22 protein-coding genes are annotated in these 14,664 nt (G+C 63.7%); 3 read left to right on the top strand and 19 right to left on the bottom strand.

Going from position 1 to position 14,664, the window contains the following annotated elements; genetic code table 11:
• From ACWPV3_RS16285 to ACWPV3_RS16275, 3 genes are all read left to right on the top strand, one after another.
• Positions 1 to 495, top strand: a 495-nt coding sequence (locus tag ACWPV3_RS16285) for a glycoside hydrolase family 19 protein (RefSeq protein ID WP_453978614.1), incomplete at its 5' end; no start/stop codon positions are given.
• Entirely contained in the window at positions 492 to 863 is a 372-nt protein-coding gene (locus ACWPV3_RS16280; protein ID WP_453978613.1) for a hypothetical protein, read from the top strand. The genes ACWPV3_RS16285 and ACWPV3_RS16280, both read left to right, overlap by 4 nt.
• Positions 856 to 1,041 carry a hypothetical protein gene (locus tag ACWPV3_RS16275; protein ID WP_453978612.1) on the top strand — a complete coding sequence of 62 codons (186 nt, stop codon included), beginning with the start codon at positions 856 to 858 and terminating at the stop codon, positions 1,039 to 1,041. The genes ACWPV3_RS16280 and ACWPV3_RS16275 overlap by 8 nt, the downstream gene beginning before the upstream one ends.
• Before the next feature lie 86 nt (positions 1,042 to 1,127).
• On the opposite strand, the gene ACWPV3_RS16270 is transcribed toward ACWPV3_RS16275, so the two are convergent.
• The 19 genes from ACWPV3_RS16270 to bet form a co-directional block, all read right to left on the bottom strand.
• Entirely contained in the window at positions 1,128 to 1,373 is a 246-nt protein-coding gene (locus ACWPV3_RS16270) for a hypothetical protein (RefSeq protein WP_453978611.1), read from the bottom strand.
• On the bottom strand, positions 1,370 to 1,849 hold the full coding sequence (locus ACWPV3_RS16265) for a Lar family restriction alleviation protein (protein WP_453978610.1): 480 nt from the start codon (positions 1,847 to 1,849) through the stop codon (positions 1,370 to 1,372). The genes ACWPV3_RS16270 and ACWPV3_RS16265 overlap by 4 nt, the downstream gene beginning before the upstream one ends.
• Complete coding sequence (locus ACWPV3_RS16260) at positions 1,846 to 2,622, bottom strand: hypothetical protein (RefSeq protein WP_453978609.1); 777 nt, start codon at positions 2,620 to 2,622, stop codon at positions 1,846 to 1,848. The genes ACWPV3_RS16265 and ACWPV3_RS16260 overlap by 4 nt, the downstream gene beginning before the upstream one ends.
• Positions 2,619 to 2,936, bottom strand: coding sequence for a 6-carboxytetrahydropterin synthase (locus ACWPV3_RS16255; protein WP_453978608.1), 318 nt, complete (start codon positions 2,934 to 2,936; stop codon positions 2,619 to 2,621). Before ACWPV3_RS16255 ends, ACWPV3_RS16260 begins: the two co-directional genes overlap by 4 nt.
• A gap of 662 nt (positions 2,937 to 3,598) precedes the next feature.
• The gene (locus ACWPV3_RS16250) at positions 3,599 to 4,642 is read right to left on the bottom strand and encodes a tyrosine-type recombinase/integrase (protein ID WP_453978607.1); all 1,044 of its coding nucleotides are present in this window, start codon (positions 4,640 to 4,642) and stop codon (positions 3,599 to 3,601) included.
• Between the two features lie 219 nt (positions 4,643 to 4,861).
• On the bottom strand, positions 4,862 to 5,041 hold the full coding sequence (locus ACWPV3_RS16245) for a hypothetical protein (protein ID WP_453978606.1): 180 nt from the start codon (positions 5,039 to 5,041) through the stop codon (positions 4,862 to 4,864).
• Positions 5,038 to 5,220 carry a hypothetical protein gene (locus tag ACWPV3_RS16240; RefSeq protein ID WP_453978605.1) on the bottom strand — a complete coding sequence of 61 codons (183 nt, stop codon included), beginning with the start codon at positions 5,218 to 5,220 and terminating at the stop codon, positions 5,038 to 5,040. Before ACWPV3_RS16240 ends, ACWPV3_RS16245 begins: the two co-directional genes overlap by 4 nt.
• Positions 5,217 to 5,909, bottom strand: a complete 693-nt coding sequence (locus tag ACWPV3_RS16235) for a hypothetical protein (protein ID WP_453978604.1) — start codon at positions 5,907 to 5,909, stop codon at positions 5,217 to 5,219. Before ACWPV3_RS16235 ends, ACWPV3_RS16240 begins: the two co-directional genes overlap by 4 nt.
• A complete protein-coding gene (locus ACWPV3_RS16230) occupies positions 5,906 to 6,094 on the bottom strand; it encodes a hypothetical protein (RefSeq protein WP_453978603.1) in 189 nt (62 codons plus the stop codon). Before ACWPV3_RS16230 ends, ACWPV3_RS16235 begins: the two co-directional genes overlap by 4 nt.
• Before the next feature lies 1 nt (position 6,095).
• The gene (locus ACWPV3_RS16225; protein ID WP_453978602.1) at positions 6,096 to 6,557 is read right to left on the bottom strand and encodes a Lar family restriction alleviation protein; all 462 of its coding nucleotides are present in this window, start codon (positions 6,555 to 6,557) and stop codon (positions 6,096 to 6,098) included.
• Positions 6,558 to 6,690: 133 nt separating this feature from the next.
• Positions 6,691 to 8,103, bottom strand: a complete 1,413-nt coding sequence (locus ACWPV3_RS16220) for a hypothetical protein (protein WP_453978601.1) — start codon at positions 8,101 to 8,103, stop codon at positions 6,691 to 6,693.
• Positions 8,100 to 8,747: a hypothetical protein gene (locus ACWPV3_RS16215; protein ID WP_453978600.1), complete on the bottom strand. Its 648-nt coding sequence runs from the start codon at positions 8,745 to 8,747 to the stop codon at positions 8,100 to 8,102. Before ACWPV3_RS16215 ends, ACWPV3_RS16220 begins: the two co-directional genes overlap by 4 nt.
• Positions 8,744 to 9,202, bottom strand: coding sequence for a hypothetical protein (locus ACWPV3_RS16210; protein WP_453978599.1), 459 nt, complete (start codon positions 9,200 to 9,202; stop codon positions 8,744 to 8,746). The genes ACWPV3_RS16215 and ACWPV3_RS16210 overlap by 4 nt, the downstream gene beginning before the upstream one ends.
• Positions 9,202 to 9,522: a hypothetical protein gene (locus tag ACWPV3_RS16205; protein WP_453978598.1), complete on the bottom strand. Its 321-nt coding sequence runs from the start codon at positions 9,520 to 9,522 to the stop codon at positions 9,202 to 9,204. Before ACWPV3_RS16205 ends, ACWPV3_RS16210 begins: the two co-directional genes overlap by 1 nt.
• Positions 9,522 to 9,848: a hypothetical protein gene (locus tag ACWPV3_RS16200; RefSeq protein WP_453978597.1), complete on the bottom strand. Its 327-nt coding sequence runs from the start codon at positions 9,846 to 9,848 to the stop codon at positions 9,522 to 9,524. Before ACWPV3_RS16200 ends, ACWPV3_RS16205 begins: the two co-directional genes overlap by 1 nt.
• A gap of 52 nt (positions 9,849 to 9,900) precedes the next feature.
• On the bottom strand, positions 9,901 to 12,441 hold the full coding sequence (locus ACWPV3_RS16195; RefSeq protein ID WP_453978596.1) for a DNA methyltransferase: 2,541 nt from the start codon (positions 12,439 to 12,441) through the stop codon (positions 9,901 to 9,903).
• 3 nt (positions 12,442 to 12,444) lie between these two features.
• Positions 12,445 to 12,894 carry an HNH endonuclease gene (locus ACWPV3_RS16190; protein ID WP_453978595.1) on the bottom strand — a complete coding sequence of 150 codons (450 nt, stop codon included), beginning with the start codon at positions 12,892 to 12,894 and terminating at the stop codon, positions 12,445 to 12,447.
• The gene (locus tag ACWPV3_RS16185; RefSeq protein ID WP_453978594.1) at positions 12,891 to 13,601 is read right to left on the bottom strand and encodes an exonuclease domain-containing protein; all 711 of its coding nucleotides are present in this window, start codon (positions 13,599 to 13,601) and stop codon (positions 12,891 to 12,893) included. The genes ACWPV3_RS16190 and ACWPV3_RS16185 overlap by 4 nt, the downstream gene beginning before the upstream one ends.
• A gap of 2 nt (positions 13,602 to 13,603) precedes the next feature.
• Positions 13,604 to 14,662, bottom strand: coding sequence for a phage recombination protein Bet (gene bet / locus ACWPV3_RS16180; protein WP_453978593.1), 1,059 nt, complete (start codon positions 14,660 to 14,662; stop codon positions 13,604 to 13,606).
• Positions 14,663 to 14,664 lie beyond the last annotated feature (2 nt).

The raw sequence follows: 14,664 nt of genomic DNA, 5'->3' as shown, positions 1-14,664 counted from the left end.
GGTCAGATGTTCGTCGAAAGCGCCGGGTTCACGACCCGCGAAGAGAACCTGAACTACTCGGTCGACGGCCTGCTGAAAATGTTCGGCCGGCACCGGATCAGCGAGGCTGATGCCCGCAAGTTCGGCCGCGCGCCCGGCCGTCCAGCTCATCAGAACGCGATCGCCAATATCATCTACGGCGGCGAGTGGGGACGGAAGAACCTGGGCAACACCGAGCCGGGCGATGGCTGGCGGTTCCGGGGTGGCGGCGAGAAGCAAATCACAGGCCGGGCCAACTATCGTGAGGCGGGTCATGAGCACGATCCGGACACGCTGCGGACTGACCCGGTCGCGTCCGCCAATGCCGCCGCCAACTTCTTCGTCAAGCACGGGTGCATTGTCCCGGCCCTACGCGATGACGTGAAGGGCGTGACGCTGAAGGTGAACGGCGGCATCAATGGCCTCGACGCGCGCATCGCCGCGACGACAGCTGCGAAGAAGGTCGTCGGGCTGTGACCGCCCTGGCCTTCCTCCGTTCCATCCCCCGCCTTCTCAGCCCGACCGGCTGGTTGATCGTCGCCATGATCGCCGCCTTCGTCCTGACCGGCGCCTATTGCTCTCACAGGGGCGCACAGGGCGAACGGGACCGTCAGGCGGCGCAGACCCGAAAGACCGAGGCCAAGGCCTCCAGCGCGCGGGAAACCGCAGCCGATGAACGCACGGTCGAAACCCCCATCATCAACGCCCGCGAAAAGGATCTCTCCGATGCGGTCAACTCGCTCCCTGATGCTGTCCCTAGCGCTCGCCGCGTCCGTCTCGCTTGCGAGCGGCTGCGCCACCAAGGGAACACCCGCCTTCCCGCCGAGTGCGGATCTGTTGGTTGAGCCCAAGCCGGTGCTGGCGCCCGAGGCGATCTATTCGGAGGCCGCGCTCGACGCCTACGACATCGCCATCGAGGCGCGCGGCGACCGGCTGGCGGCCCAGGTTGGGCGCTTGTGCCGATTCTTCGACACCATGGGGATGCGAGGGCTGGACTGTCCGCCACCTCCGCGACCGGGCTAGGCAAAAAGAGGGATTATCCCACCATTCAGCGTCGAGCCTCGGCTCCGCTATCGAGGCCCGCTCTCTTCGGAGGGCGGGCCTTTCTGCTATTCCGGGTCCGGCCAGACCTTCCGCATAGCCTCATAGGCTTGGCGGCGACTTTCCTCGTATTGCGCCTCCACCATTTCGGACACCTCGCCGTCACCGCCACAAACCGGACAATCGCGCTCGCCGTCGTTTTCACAGACGCACAGGTCACCGCCGCAATGGCAGTCGACCGTCCCGTCGCCCTGACAGCGAGGGCATGTGATGCCGTCACGATCATCATACTCGTATTCGTCGCCATCGCTCATTGCCCCGCCTCCCCGATCGCCCTCGCCAAGACCTTCTCCGCAAGCGCGATCTCAGCCATCGAATGACTGCCGCAGAGGGCCTTCATCTCCGCCAGCGCGCGGGAAAGCGCATCAGTCAGGTCGGCTTTCGTTTGATCATTGGCCCGGCGGTTCCAGGACCGGCCGTGGCGGAATTCTTCGCCGGTCTCCAAGCGACAGCCGCACTCGTCGCAGGCGTAGATCGTCGAAACGCGCGTGTTGCCGAAACGCTCGATCTGAGCCGGTCCTCCACAGAAGGGGCAGGGCTTGAGCCGCAAGCCGGGTTGTTTGGCGGCCTCGGCTTTCTTCGCCCGAACCAGACTTATCCGCGCGTCATCCAGAGCGTCCCGCGCTTCGCGGATGTGCTCTCTCGGACCGTCCTGCTGATACCTCGAAACCTCGGCCTCTGCTCCGGCGACTAGGCGCGTCCAGCGCTCGACTTCTGTTTCATTTGTCATGCGGCAATATCCAACAGGCTGAGTTGATGGGCGCGCGGCGTGTAGCGGGCGGGGCACTGAGCCGCGTCCCAACGGTTGATCATGTCCAGCGCCGTGTTTTGGGGCCGATTGTGGTTCTGGCCTACGTCGGAGGAATCGAGCGACGCGAAGGGAAACGGGTTGGGTTTCAGACAGAGCTGCATGCCGCGTAGCATGTGGACCTGGGGCGTCCGCTGGTGGCGCTTGGCGATCTCGTTCCAAAGGAAGTGCATCCGCTCCTCCCATTCTGCGCTGAGGATTTCCCAGTATTCACCGGCACTGCCGAAGGCGACCCAATCCCATTCATCAAGCAGGCGCAGCATCCGTTCGGCGCTGTGGTGGATATGAAATACCGGCACGCCCTTTTTGCCGTAGGGCCATTCCTTGATGAGCGAGTCTTGAAGCTGCGAGGCCCCGTCGATGACGTCGGGTATGATCGCCAGTGTCGTCGGCCGGTCCAGTCGGGCGTCAAGCCAGTCGTAATAGCCTCGCCAGTCGCGAGGAGCATGAAGAAGCTCGTGCTCTTCGTCGGCTGTGACGACCTCCCCTGCCGCACGCCGTTTACGGATCGCCTCCTGAAGGCGGCGGTAGATCGTATAGGCGCCAGGATCAAACCAGAGGGTCTGGGCCACCTGTTCTGCACTGTCGGCCCAGGAGCGAGCCGAGGTCTCGTAGGAGGCGAGGAAGTTGCGGCCCGCGACCGTGGCGAACACGTCGGCTCCGGTGATCGGGCCAGCATGGCGGTGGATCGTCACAGCTCGATCCTCGCGCCGCAGGGCACGGACCCTCCCCGCCAGACCTCAATAATCTTGATGTCGTCGCCCATGAGTTGGAGGAGAGCCTTCGCGACCCCGTAGTTGGTCGGGTCCGGGATCACGTCATCCAGCAGGCGGTGATCGAACGAAGCTTCCAGATACTGACGCAGTCGCGCGTGCATGAACCGCGCATCCTTCGGCGGCGAGGCCGGCCACCAAACGCGAACGTTCCAGGTGTGACCGTGCACCTGCTCGGCGAACTCGCCCTTGTGGGCGGCGTCGAAGGTCGTCTCGGTCCAGTCCAGAGCGGTCACGGCTTGCCTCGATAAACAATGGCGTTTATCTAAACAGCGGTGTTTATCCCGTCAACAAAAACAGCGGTGTTTTCTTGTCGAATCTCGGAGCAAGCGGTAACGGCGCGACCATGGGAAGAACGCCGTTCAAATCGAAGCCGCGCCCGACGACGGTGCAGTTGTCGCCCGATCTGCTTCGGCGGATTGATGATCTGGTGGGGACTTCGCCGAAGTATCAGCGGTCCAAGTTCATCCGAGAGGCTGTGGAGGCCGAACTAGAACGCCGGGAGGCAGCGAAGCAGTAGGCTCCGGTTCCTTGCGTTCAGGCCCTGCCTGTGGCCTAATTCTCCGGCGAGCGGCCTGCTGGTTGATCCGGTGGGACGTTGCAACCCGCTCTGCATTTCAAGCCAGTGGCGCGGCGAGACACAGCGCCAGACATGGAGAGGGGCCTCCCGCGAAGCCCTAAGCAGTCTCAACGCCCTCGGTTCATGCCGGGGGCGTTTTGTTTTGAGCCGCAATCAGCAAGAAATCGGTTTGCCGCCGACCTGCAAGCAACTGAAATCGTTAAGGTCAGATCGTGGTCGGTTTGTGGAAATTGTGCAGACAATTCAATCTGACGGTCAGATTAAAAGTCAGATGCTCTAACCAACTGAGCTAAGGACGCACGCTTTAGAAACAAATACTTAGCTGTCTCTCCGCAGAACCGGTTTGTCGCCGGTTTGCGAGGCGGGTTTCTGGTTCATTCTCGACAAGAGGTCAAGGGCGACAGCATCGCCGGAGACGTATTTTGTCAGAAGGGCGTCTACGGCGGCCTCCGACCAACCCATGATCGTCGCGATGTCCCGCTTCGGTGATCCTGCAAGGAATAGTCGAGTGGCGGCAGTCCCGCGCAAATCATGAAACCGCAGCCCGACGATCCCAGCGTCCGCCTTGGCGCGACCGAACATGGTCTTGAACCCGTCGGTCGTCCACGGCTTACCCAAGCTGTTGGTCAGGATCACGAGGTGCTTTCTCGGCGCGGCGTCCAGTAAAGCGTGGGCAGTCGGCGTCAGAGGCACGACGACCTGGCGGCCCCGCTTTGCCGTGCGCCACACAATCCCATGCTCGCCTATGGCCCCCCACGGGAGGTTGAGCAAGTCGGCCATGCGAAGACCGGTCTCGGCGGCGAGGCGAATAGCGAGGCCGACCTCTGGGCCAGCTTTCGAAAGCACCTTCGCTAGGTCTTCCTCAGTCCAAATCAGATCCGATCTATCCGCGCTGTGAAGGCGCTCGACATCTTCCGTTGGACGGGCCTCGGTCAGGCCGCGCCCTCTGGCCCACTTGAAGAGGCGCCCCACGGTTTGAAGCGCATAGTCGGCGGCGCGGGGGCGATCCGCCCATTCGTCGCGCCAGTCCAGCAGCTCAACTTTAGCTTTCGGCTGTTCGAACAGGCTGACCTTCCAGTCTCCAAATTCGTCGGAGAAGGATTTCAGGTATCGGGAATATTCGGTCTTGCTCGTCTCGCCCAGCTTGGCCCATTCGGGAGACATCTTGAAAGCGGCGATCAGGCCCCGGATGTAGGCCTTGCTGTCGGCTTGTCGGACGGGCCGACGCGCTTTCTCGATCCGGTCAAGCGTCTCTGGCCGGCCCAGCTCTGCCTCCATGGCGCGGTTGGCGGCGTCCAACGTCCGCCCCTCAGCACGCGCAACCATGTCCCCGCCGCGATAGGCGTAGGCGTAGACGGCCACACGGCCATCGCTAAGCCGCTTCGTGGCCTTGTGAAGTCCGACCAGCCTTGCGCGCACGCCTGCGCTCCCTCGCCTGTTCCAGTTCGTCATCTGCGCTCTCATTGGCGGCTTGGGTCAAGACCTTCACAGTCCCATCGGGCGCGACCTCGACGCCGGTGACGGTCAGGCCGCACTTCTGAAGCGACCGGACCATCTTGCTGACGGAGGCTCGTTGCGTGCTCATCCCTCCCCCTTCCCATTGCGGGCGAGGAAGGCGCGGGCTTCATCGGTTGGTCGAGACAGAATATCCCGAATGGCCGCTCGCGTTGCCCGTCCGCTCATTGCGAGGTTGATGGCCTTTGCCGATGCGCTCGACAGCCGGTCCAGCTTCTCCAGCGCGTCTAGGTCGGGGGCGGTCATGCTTCACCTGCTGGCTTTTGACCTGCTAGGCTCAGGTTCTGGCGATCTTTCTGAAGCTGTTTGAGGGTCGCGATTTGCTCCTCCCGTGACAGTCTGCCGCCCTTTTCTACCCGCGCGAGAAGTTCGGCTATCATGTCGTCCACGACCTCGAACACGTAGGCTCTGAAATCCGCGCTCATTTCGCACCTGTCGGGGCGGCCGGAAGCGGCATCCACCATTCCGCGTCGCCATGGTTCATGAACCGAATAGGGTCGTTGCAGGCGTCGCCAGTGCTTGTTCCAGCCCACCACCATCCGTCATTTCCCCGATATGCGTCATCCGGCTCCATGACGCTTTTCCAAGCCTCGCCCACAATCCATCCGCCTTCCTTGGCTGGGACAGCGACGATCACAGGGTTGCCCTGACCGCTCTCAGTAAAGGTCTCGATTTTTTGCCATTGCTGTTGGTCTTGCAGAAGATCAGACACAATAAGCTCTGCTTCGTCACAAGCCTGGTCGGTTCCGATCTCTTCCTGTCTGTGTCCTCCGTCACGATGAATGCGAGCGAGCAAATTTCCGAGATGGTTTGCCCCGCCCCCTTCTGGCAGCGGCGATGCTCCATTGTCAGCAACGCCGGTTGATGGCGGGATAGGCTCAGGAGTTGTCGTCAAGGGCAGCGGCGATGCGGGAGCGGCTGCACGGGTGGACTGGCGAAGTTCTCCGATGGCCTTCATCAGCAAGCCGCTCGGACGACGGTTCAGCCATTCGACCAAATCGTTCTTGTTGAATGTGTCCCCGTGGTCAGGCTCTCTAAGCCAGTCATAGACGGCTTCCAGTTTGTCCAGCGGAGTCGTCACCAGGCGCAGCGCATCGGTGGGGGTCTGGGTCATTGGGGTGTGTCCTTGGCGAGACGACGCTTCAGGTCGTCGATAGACTCATTCGGGCATAGCTCGTCGAAGGGAGGCGCATGGCGTCCGTAGCAATGCTGGCAGAGCGTGGCGTAGGGATTGCCGGTCTTCGCGCCTTCAAGCTGGCGCTTCCAATCGGACTGCTGCTGTTCAAGGGTTCGAGCCACGTCACCCCTCCTGCTGTAGGGCGGCTAGGACGCGGTCGCATTCGGATCGCGCTTCTTGCAACGGAACAGCATCCTCAGGCTCGCCGTCCCACTCGACGTAGTGATGGTGCAGGGCCTCGCGCGCGGAGATCAGAGCATCGACCGCCATTACCCGCTTCTCAAACTCGGCATGGGCCTGAGCGGCGTGACCGTCACGAGATCTGCGCAGATATTCGAGCCGCGACTCTAGCTCACCGATCCTGGCTTGAGCGGATGCGGCGGTGACGCGACGGTTCCATGCTTCAGTCACCTTTGCTGGCGTCGCCAGATAGCCAAGTGACGCGCCGCATGACCGGCATTGCGGACACCGGCTCTTGGGTGGCAAGTCGCTGTGTTTCGCCTCGTAGTCGTTCAGCCAAGCTTCGCCGCCACAGAACGGGCATGGGGCCAGCCCCGACGTGTTCGCGTTAGAGGGGGCGGTCATGGGTATTTCCTCCATGAGACAGCGACTGCTTTTCGGGGCGAGCAGCCCTTTTCCAGCAACCGTTGCTCGTATGCATTGCGGGCAATGGAGCGAGGCGTTGGCCCATATTCGTTGTCGCCAGGTTCAATCGGCATCAGACCTTTCCTCCTTCCTTCGCGGCGGTCGATTTCAGGGCGGCGAGGGCTTCGCGCAGGGCGTCAACCTCGGGGGTGGACGGGAGCGGCGTTCCGGCTTCACGAAGCCTGTCGCGCGCCTCATCCTCCGCCTTGAGGAACGCCGCCACCGCGATCCGCACCCTGTCGGCATCGGCGGCGGGGGTCGGGGATGGGTGGGAGCGCATAGCTTCGATCCGCGCACCAACGCCTTCGATATAGGCCTGCTGGATCACGGCCATCATCTGCTGGCGGAAGCGCGATAGGATTTCGGGACTAGTGCACTTGGCGAACACAGCCGAAGTCGTCTCGACCATGTGCTGGATTTCGACGCGATCAGACCATGCCTCGGCCATCGCCTCGGCTGTCTCAAAATCCCCCGCCGCCCCTTCGTCCTGGGCCTCGGCTCGGTCTAAGTTCGGGCGATCCTCCCAAGGTGACGGCATATCCTTGATCTTTTCGATTTCGGAAGCCGCCCATGCCCGATCTTCGTCCGTGATTTCTTCGGGGACCAGGCGGCCCAAAGGATGGGCCTCGGCTCGGGCGGGAGTGGTGGATAGGCGCGAAAGAATACTATCAACCCTAGCAGCAAGCCGAGGGTGCCACTGAGGACTGATGGCGATCTTCAGTTCCTCGCGCAGCTCATCCACTAAAGCCGCATGATCCCCCTGCTGGCCTCCCAAGGCGAGGGGGCGGGCGGATAGGAGGGCGAGGATGGCAGGAACATCCTTAGCCGTTGCAGGCGTGAAGTCGTATTGCGACGTGCTGGCGGACCAGCCCTCGTTTCCGACGCGCGGGTATTGACCCGGCGCATAGGGCGTCGGCTTTTCTGCGTTCCAAACGAAGACGACCTCGCCCTCGGTCGTAGTGTCCTTCCAGCCGTCGCCGTTGATCTTACCGACGCCCTTTAGAACCGCCTCCCGCAGTTGGGGACTGTCTTCCGATCCGCAGTAGCAATGCGCCATTTCGTCAGATGCTGAGGTCTTTCCCCAGCACTTCGGACCATGCTCCCGCGTCTTTCCGCTCGGTTGGGGGCGGAGGTGTCCGCCGTTGTCGAACCACTCCCGAATGTCGGCCTTCATGGCTTCGCAGACCTTCGGGTCGTCCAGTGCGGCGGACAACCACGACCCGACCGGCCATAGTCGCTCCGACCCGCTCGCTTCGACCGGAGCGGTGGGGGCGACCATATTGCCAGCGTCGGCAGAATGGTCGCAAAGCTTCTTGACGGCCCACGCCAGCGCTTCGGCGTTATCTGCCGCATTCAGTCTTGCCGCGCATCCAGGCTGGCCGAGACGGCTCGCCCATCCAGCTTGTTCGCGTTGAAGCTTAGCCAGTTGCAATATCATGTGCTTGGCATCCAGCGGGCCGGGTGTGGAGGCTTGGGTCGCGGTCATGCTGCTTGGTCCTGGCGAGAGGATTGGATGTGGGCCAGCAGTTGGCGGCCCAGCTGTTCGGTGAAGGCGGGCGGGATGCTTTCGCGAAGTCCATCGCGGTTCATCCAGTCGAGGCCGCCCATCGCGCGCTTGGCTCGATCGACGCCTGAGAAGTTGCCGACCACATGCATGAATTCGCCTTCGGCCGGCGGGCGTCCCATCTTGCGCAGCGGCGCGGCGTGGGGCGGGTGATGTGGCGCCGCCAGGGCGACATTGCTTTCGAACAGTCGGTGCCGGTAGACCTGCAGGCCAGGGAACATCGAGCCGCACAGCAGCACGGGATCAATCAGCGGCGCGCCTTCCACGTTCTCTATGATCCACGGCAAGCCCGAGGCGGTTAGCATCGCTCGCGTGGGTTCGATCAGGTCGGGATGCGTCCGGTTCTGAATGCGCTGCGCCAGCGTAAATCCCTGGCACGGCGGCGAAGCGTGGATGGCGTCGAACGACCGGACGAAACGCATGTCGAGCGCCAGGGCGTCAGCCTGGATGAAGGCGAACGGGTATCGCGGCTGTGGCGCCAGATCGACGCCCACGACATCAAAGCCCGCGCGTGCATACCCCGCAGCGGCCCCACCCTGGCAGCAGAAGAGGTCCAAGATCCTCACGACGCGCCCTCCCCCTCATTGGCGGGGCCGTCTTCTCCGGTGGCGCGAGAAATGGCGGCTCGGAGGGCGTCGGTCGCAGGCTTCCCGCAGTCGAGATAGCCGTTGGGGTCGCAGTGGCTGAGCGCCTGTTGCGCAGCAGCCAGCAATTCAGGCGCGGCGGCGATTAGGCGGGCGTCTGCGTTGTCGATGCCATCGACATCGAACCTATAGACGCTTTCGTTTTCCTTGGCCTGCGCGAAGCCACGCACCGATCGGTCTCCGACTTCGAACTGCACGATGTCAGCGGCCGGGACCATGCGATGATTATCGCGGAAGACGGGCTGCGCGCCGCTGAACCCCATGCGGCGGAAGCCCATGACGTGCTGCCGTCCGGTGCGCGTGGTCGCCAGATAAAGGCCGTGCGGCGACCCCATCCAAGCCCACGGCCCCGGCGTATGTCCCTGCTTCTCCCCCATCAGACGCGGGCCTCCGCAAAGGAGTCGGCATCGGCCCAATCGACTTCACCGGCATGGGCCAGCATTTCAGCCGACGCGACGCGCTCCATTTCGTCTAGAATCATCGCGGCGTAGGTCGCGCTCCCGGTGAATGGGCCTCCGTCGACCTTTTCAAGCCGCAAATCTTCGATCTCGTCACCTGATCCTGGGTCATCGCCCCAAGGGTCGGCGGGCGTTCCCCATGCGACCGTGTACGAAACCGTCGCGTCGATCTCGCAGTAGTCAGCCTCGCCATCGGTTCCGAACGACAGGCATGTGGTGAAGTGGTAGCGGCGCGACATCAGCGGGCCTCCGATTGGGCGCGGAGGGGCTGAGCCTTCAGAAAAGCCTCATGGGCACGCTGCATGACGTATTCGTCGTCCAGTGCCGACGCCGCGCCTCCGTCGTAGTGAAGAATATCGTCCAAGGCCGCCAGAAGCTCCGGCCCCGCGCGCCGCGCAGCCGCTTCTTCTGGCGTTGCTCTATCGCGCTTGGGCAATGACCACCCGTTCCGCTGAGCAGTCGCGCGCACATAGGCGTCAGAGCATCCCAGATGCCGCGCAATATCGCCGGAACCCCAGGTTGGGTTTTCACGGTGAGCCGCGTAAACTTCGTGCTTCGTCGTCACGCTACAGCCCCTTCCAGCTTCTCGATCAGCGATGTGATGGTCTGGTCAGACATCAGGCGGCTCCCTGAAGTTCGGCGTCATCGTTCGCCAGGAGGTCGAAGAGAGACGGGATCGACAGCTCGCGTTCGGCCGCCTGCAGGTGCTTCACGCCGTCCATGAAGTAGGCCGGGTTCAGTTCGGCGGCCCTGCCTTTGCGCCCTAGGCGGATGGCGCGGTTTGGCACCGTGAATAGCCCGCCGAACGGATCGTAGACGGTCTCGCCCGGCATGCTCCAACGCTCGATGGCGCGGTCCACGATGTCGAACTGCAGGGGGCAGATGTGGTTTTCGAGGCCCCGTTTGGTCTGCTCGCCGTTCAGCGTCAGCATGCGCAGCACGTCGTGCCAGACATCAGGGTCGTGTGAGCCGGGCGCCAGGGCCATGAAGGTGGACGGCAGGGCGCCGCGCGCTTCCAGAGCCTCCCCGATCTTCACATGGGTTTCGTAGTCGTAGACGCCGGCAAGGCTAGAAGCCGTGAAGGCCCTGACCAGCTTGTCAGGCGGCAGCTGGGCCAGTTCGTCGGCCGTCATCGCGCGGTTGCCAGAAGACCGCCAGAAGGCGTGCGCATCGACCTGCCAGCGGGCCAGGCTGTAGTCGGCCTTGGCGCGAGCGATCTTCTTGTCCGCGTAACCCTTCGACCGATCCGTTTGCGGCTTGGCGAACAGCAGCAGGTATTCGGGCGAGCCGACGCCCATCTTTGACCCGTCCTTGCACATCTCGGTATAGCCGAGGCGGTAGGTCTGATTGTTCTCCCGAACCACGTCGGTGACGATCGTCACCATGCCGGCGAAGAGGAAGCCGTGCTTGAGATAGTGCTGGATCGCCTCGGCATGGAACGGTGAGACTGTCGGCCTGCCGAAACCAGTGACGTTGCCGAACAAGATCCGGTCTTTGACGTGAATGGCGGCGCATCGGCCGGGCGCCAAGACGCGCATCAGCTCCGGCGTCAGGAAGTCCATCTGCGACCAGAAATGGTCGTTGTCGTCGGTGTGTCCGAAGTCGTTATAGTTCGGGCTGTATTCGTAGTGGTTGGCGAACGGGATCGAGGTCACGATCAGGTCGACGGAGTTCGTCTCCATGCTGCGCGTTTCCTCGACACAGTCGTTGTTGGCGACGGTCCAATCCTTGCCGGCCGCCTCGATGCGCTCCACGCCCGACGCTCTGGCCAGCTCGGCGCCCATCTCACGATGGTTCAGCCCGTATTTGCGGATGATGTCGGTCATGATGGTGCGCAGTTCCTTGTCCCTGGCCCACTTGGCTTCCAGGTCGCGGCGGACCTCGCGCTCGGTCTCGGCGTAAACGATGTCGATCTCGACCGGCCGGGTTTGCCCGAAGCGCTGGATGCGGTGGATGGCTTGGATGAAGTCGTTGAACTTGAAGCCGACCCCGGCGAACGCGGCGCGGTGGCAGTGGCGTTGGAAGTTGCAGCCGGATCCTGCGATCACCGGCTTCGCCGCCAGGTCCGTGATCTTCCCGTCGGAGAAGTCGATGATGGCCTGCTCGCGGTCGTCCAGGTCCTGCGTGCCGTAAATCGACACGGCCGATGGGATGGCCTGTTCCAGGGCCCGGCGTTCATCCTCTAGGTCATGCCAAAGGATGAAATGATCGTCGGGAGCGGCGGCGCGAATTTCCGCCACCTTGGCGATCCGAGCGGGCAGCGTGTCGCGACGCTCCCTGGCGGCCTGTTGCAGACCCATGGCGGCGTTACGGAAGAGCGCGCCCTGCCCGTCCCGATCAACCTCAGTCGAGACCAGATCAGCTTGGACCTCATGCCAGCGGACCACGAGTTCAGGCAGCGCGTAGCCTTCGTCCGAATAGCCGAGATCTGAAGGCCGCTGCAGGAAGGTCGCCCAACTGTTCACCCACATCCAGAACTCGCGTTCCTTGTGCGGATAGAGCGTGAGATCGCCGGCCTGCTCGCTGTTGCGCTGGAAGAAGCGCGTCAGGGCCTGGCCGGTGTCCATGATGCCGAGGAAGCCGGCGTAGTGGATCAGCTCCTTGAACCGGTTAGGCGAAGGCGTGGCGGTGGCGACGTGCCGATACGGCACCTTGTCGAACAGCGGGAGGAACGTCTGGAAGGTCTTCGATCCGAACGACCGAAGGCATGACGCCTCATCAAGCGAAGCCCAGGTGAAAGCGGCCGGATCGACCTTGCCGTCCCTGACGCTCTCATAGTTGGTCAGGCTGATCCCTTCGCCAGCGTCGGCCGTGGACCTGATGAACTCGGGCGCCGCATCCCATCCCAGGACCTGCACGGCGTCCCGCTTGAACTCTTGGCGCACGCCCAGGGGCAGGACGATCAGTCCACGCCGGTCCATGCCATGCGCCTGGTGCGCCGCGTCCAGCGTCAGCCGGCCAGTTTCCAGCTGGATCGAGGTCTTGTGCAGGCCAAAGGCCGTGAAGTAGGCGCGACGGCCCCCACGGACGCCCCAGCGGGTGAGAGCGGCGGCGTGCGGCTTCATGGCTGGATTGATCAGCGCCGGATTGATGTCGAAACCCGTCTCCTGCGCTGGCGGCACCTTCGACGCGATGAAATCGCGATACGGGTCTGCCATCCTCTAGCCCTCCCTGTTGGAGGAAGAGGCGGCGGCATCGTTCGCAGCTTGGGTACGAGCGGCCTTCTTCGTCAGCTTGATCTTGCCGTCGAAGCCGCGGGAGACGGAGCCGAAGCCCCTGCCCTGCAGTTTCCGCGCGGGTTCGCCCTGGCAGGTCTCGCCGGCCCGGCGCTTAGCCCGAGCGATGAAGGCCATGTCCTTGGCGGTCTTCACCGCAGAGCACGGCTTGCGCCAGATCGCCCGGTTGGACAGGTCGTTGGAGCCGCCCAGAGCCAAGGCAACTATATGCTCATCGATGGTGCCTTCGCGGGCGTGGTCAAGGCGTTCACCGCATCCGCAGCCGCATCGGCCGTTTTGGTCCAAGGCGAGCTGGGCGCGCTGCTTCGGCGTCAGGGGGACGCGCTTCTCGGTCGAGCGATCTGGCGCCGGGATCAGAGAGACATCGGGCCTCATCGTCCCGCCCTCCGATCAAGCTCGCGCTGGGCGTTCCACTTCAGGTCAGCTTCCATGCTCGGTTGGGCCAGCATCCACGACAGGAACCCGGCATCGACCTCGGGCCACGGTTTGCCCCGGAACTTGCCGATCGGGCACGTCGGCAGCACGCGCGGCTCTTTCGTCCAGGCAACTAGATCCTGACCGGTGGCGCCGGCGGCGAAGAGCGCCTTGAGGATATGGGCGGTGACGTAGGCATCAGGCCCGGCACGGTGCGGCGGCATCGCCGTGTCGTGGTCCAGGGCCAGCAGGCCGCGATCTTCCAGCCAGTAGCGCAGCACGCCATTCGAATGGGCTGGGGCGTCGGGCCAGACCCGAAGGGCAGCCTTCAGCGTGCAGATCGAGTGGGCGCCGTGATCACCGAGGAAGCGATTTTCGAAGTCCAGGTTGTGAGCGACGACGCCGGTCAGGACCGGGACGCTGGCGAACAGTCGGGCGCGGGTCTCGGCAAACGTCGGCAGTCCCGCGACCTCGGCCATGCCGATGTGGTGGACGGCGCGGGTCTCGGGCGGGATGGCGCCGACGCCGCACAGCCATGACACAGGCACTCCGACGGTCCAGTTGCCGCCCTCGGTCGCAATCAGATCGCAGTAGCCGACCTCGACCACTTCAGCGGTCGGCGGCTCCATGCCCGTCGTTTCGAAGTCGATGACGCGGAGAACGACCATGCTCAGCCCTCCTTCGCAGCGTTGATGGCGGCTTCGAGCGCCTTGGCCTTGCTGAGGTCGGTCGCCTTCAGGATGGCGAACTTGGCCAGCTCCTTCCGGTCCTGCTCCAGGTGCGCGATCTGCTCCGGTCGCATGAACGGCAGGTCGTCGATCAGCTTGTCGGCCCAGGCGATGACGTCGACAGCCGAGCCCGTTCCTACAACGGCGTCGGCCTCAGCGGGCCCGGCTGTCTCGCCTTCTCCAGTGATGGGGAGATCACCGGGGAAGGGTTCGCCCGCGTCGGTCTGGTCGGAGGCACCATCGGACGCGGGCGGTTCCGAGGCGTCGGAGGGGGCCGCCTCGAAATCTGGGATGTCGTCTTCGCCAAGCGGCGAGCCGTGGACGGTGTTGAAGCCTTCGCGCGGGCCGTCGTTCGGAGCGGCGAGACGGGCAGCCAAGTTGGGCGCCGGGCGGTTGGTCACGTCGCGCACGGAGCCGAAGGCCTGCCCCTCGACCTCTTCCGCCGCATATTCGTTGCCAATTTCTTCGGGGAATGCCCGACGGAGCGCGGCGGCTTCGGCGCACTTCTCTAGCTGGCCACGTGGACGCTTGGCCCACATGCTGTTCGGGGCTTTCGTGTCGCGCTTGGCGGTGGCGTAGGTCTCGATCCAGTACGTCTTGGGACCGACGAAAGCGACGCGCTGACCTGCGATCAAGCGATAGACGGTGCATTGCGCCCATTCTGGATAGCGGACGTCGACGCCGCCCAGCTTCTCTTCGACCATCGGGCCGTATTCGGTGTCTTCGAAGCCGGCGAACGACCCGGTGCGCATGGCCGTCGTGCGCAGCTCTGCGATGCCGGGCCAGACGGTGTCGACCATCCCGCCGCGCTTGCGGTCGTAGATCGGGACGATCTGGACAGGCTTCTTGAAGATGTCGAGGTTGCGGGCGCGGCAATAGGCCAGCGCCATGATGATGCTCTCGGGGCGCTCAGCGGCCGGGAACACGGCGTCGGTGAGGACACGCCACGACGACTGATCGACACCGGGGAAGCGCTCAGAGATGGCGGGGTGATAGGGCAAGC

It is taken from the genome of Brevundimonas sp. Marseille-Q4549, assembly GCF_976940555.1.
The sequence above is the reverse complement of the archived record's forward strand: the minus strand, read 5'-3'. Positions and strand labels throughout refer to the sequence as shown.

Coding starts and splice junctions, on each gene's coding strand:
- ACWPV3_RS16210 (WP_453978599.1), bottom strand. CDS start 9,202: ATGGGGGAGAAGCAGGGACATACGCCGGGGCCGTGGGCTTGGATGGGG.
- ACWPV3_RS16205 (WP_453978598.1), bottom strand. CDS start 9,522: ATGTCGCGCCGCTACCACTTCACCACATGCCTGTCGTTCGGAACCGAT.
- ACWPV3_RS16270 (WP_453978611.1), bottom strand. CDS start 1,373: ATGAGCGATGGCGACGAATACGAGTATGATGATCGTGACGGCATCACA.
- ACWPV3_RS16265 (WP_453978610.1), bottom strand. CDS start 1,849: ATGACAAATGAAACAGAAGTCGAGCGCTGGACGCGCCTAGTCGCCGGA.
- ACWPV3_RS16220 (WP_453978601.1), bottom strand. CDS start 8,103: ATGACCGCGACCCAAGCCTCCACACCCGGCCCGCTGGATGCCAAGCAC.
- ACWPV3_RS16190 (WP_453978595.1), bottom strand. CDS start 12,894: ATGAGGCCCGATGTCTCTCTGATCCCGGCGCCAGATCGCTCGACCGAG.
- ACWPV3_RS16245 (WP_453978606.1), bottom strand. CDS start 5,041: ATGACCGCCCCCGACCTAGACGCGCTGGAGAAGCTGGACCGGCTGTCG.
- ACWPV3_RS16185 (WP_453978594.1), bottom strand. CDS start 13,601: ATGGTCGTTCTCCGCGTCATCGACTTCGAAACGACGGGCATGGAGCCG.
- ACWPV3_RS16225 (WP_453978602.1), bottom strand. CDS start 6,557: ATGACCGCCCCCTCTAACGCGAACACGTCGGGGCTGGCCCCATGCCCG.
- ACWPV3_RS16235 (WP_453978604.1), bottom strand. CDS start 5,909: ATGACCCAGACCCCCACCGATGCGCTGCGCCTGGTGACGACTCCGCTG.
- ACWPV3_RS16240 (WP_453978605.1), bottom strand. CDS start 5,220: ATGAGCGCGGATTTCAGAGCCTACGTGTTCGAGGTCGTGGACGACATG.
- ACWPV3_RS16195 (WP_453978596.1), bottom strand. CDS start 12,441: ATGGCAGACCCGTATCGCGATTTCATCGCGTCGAAGGTGCCGCCAGCG.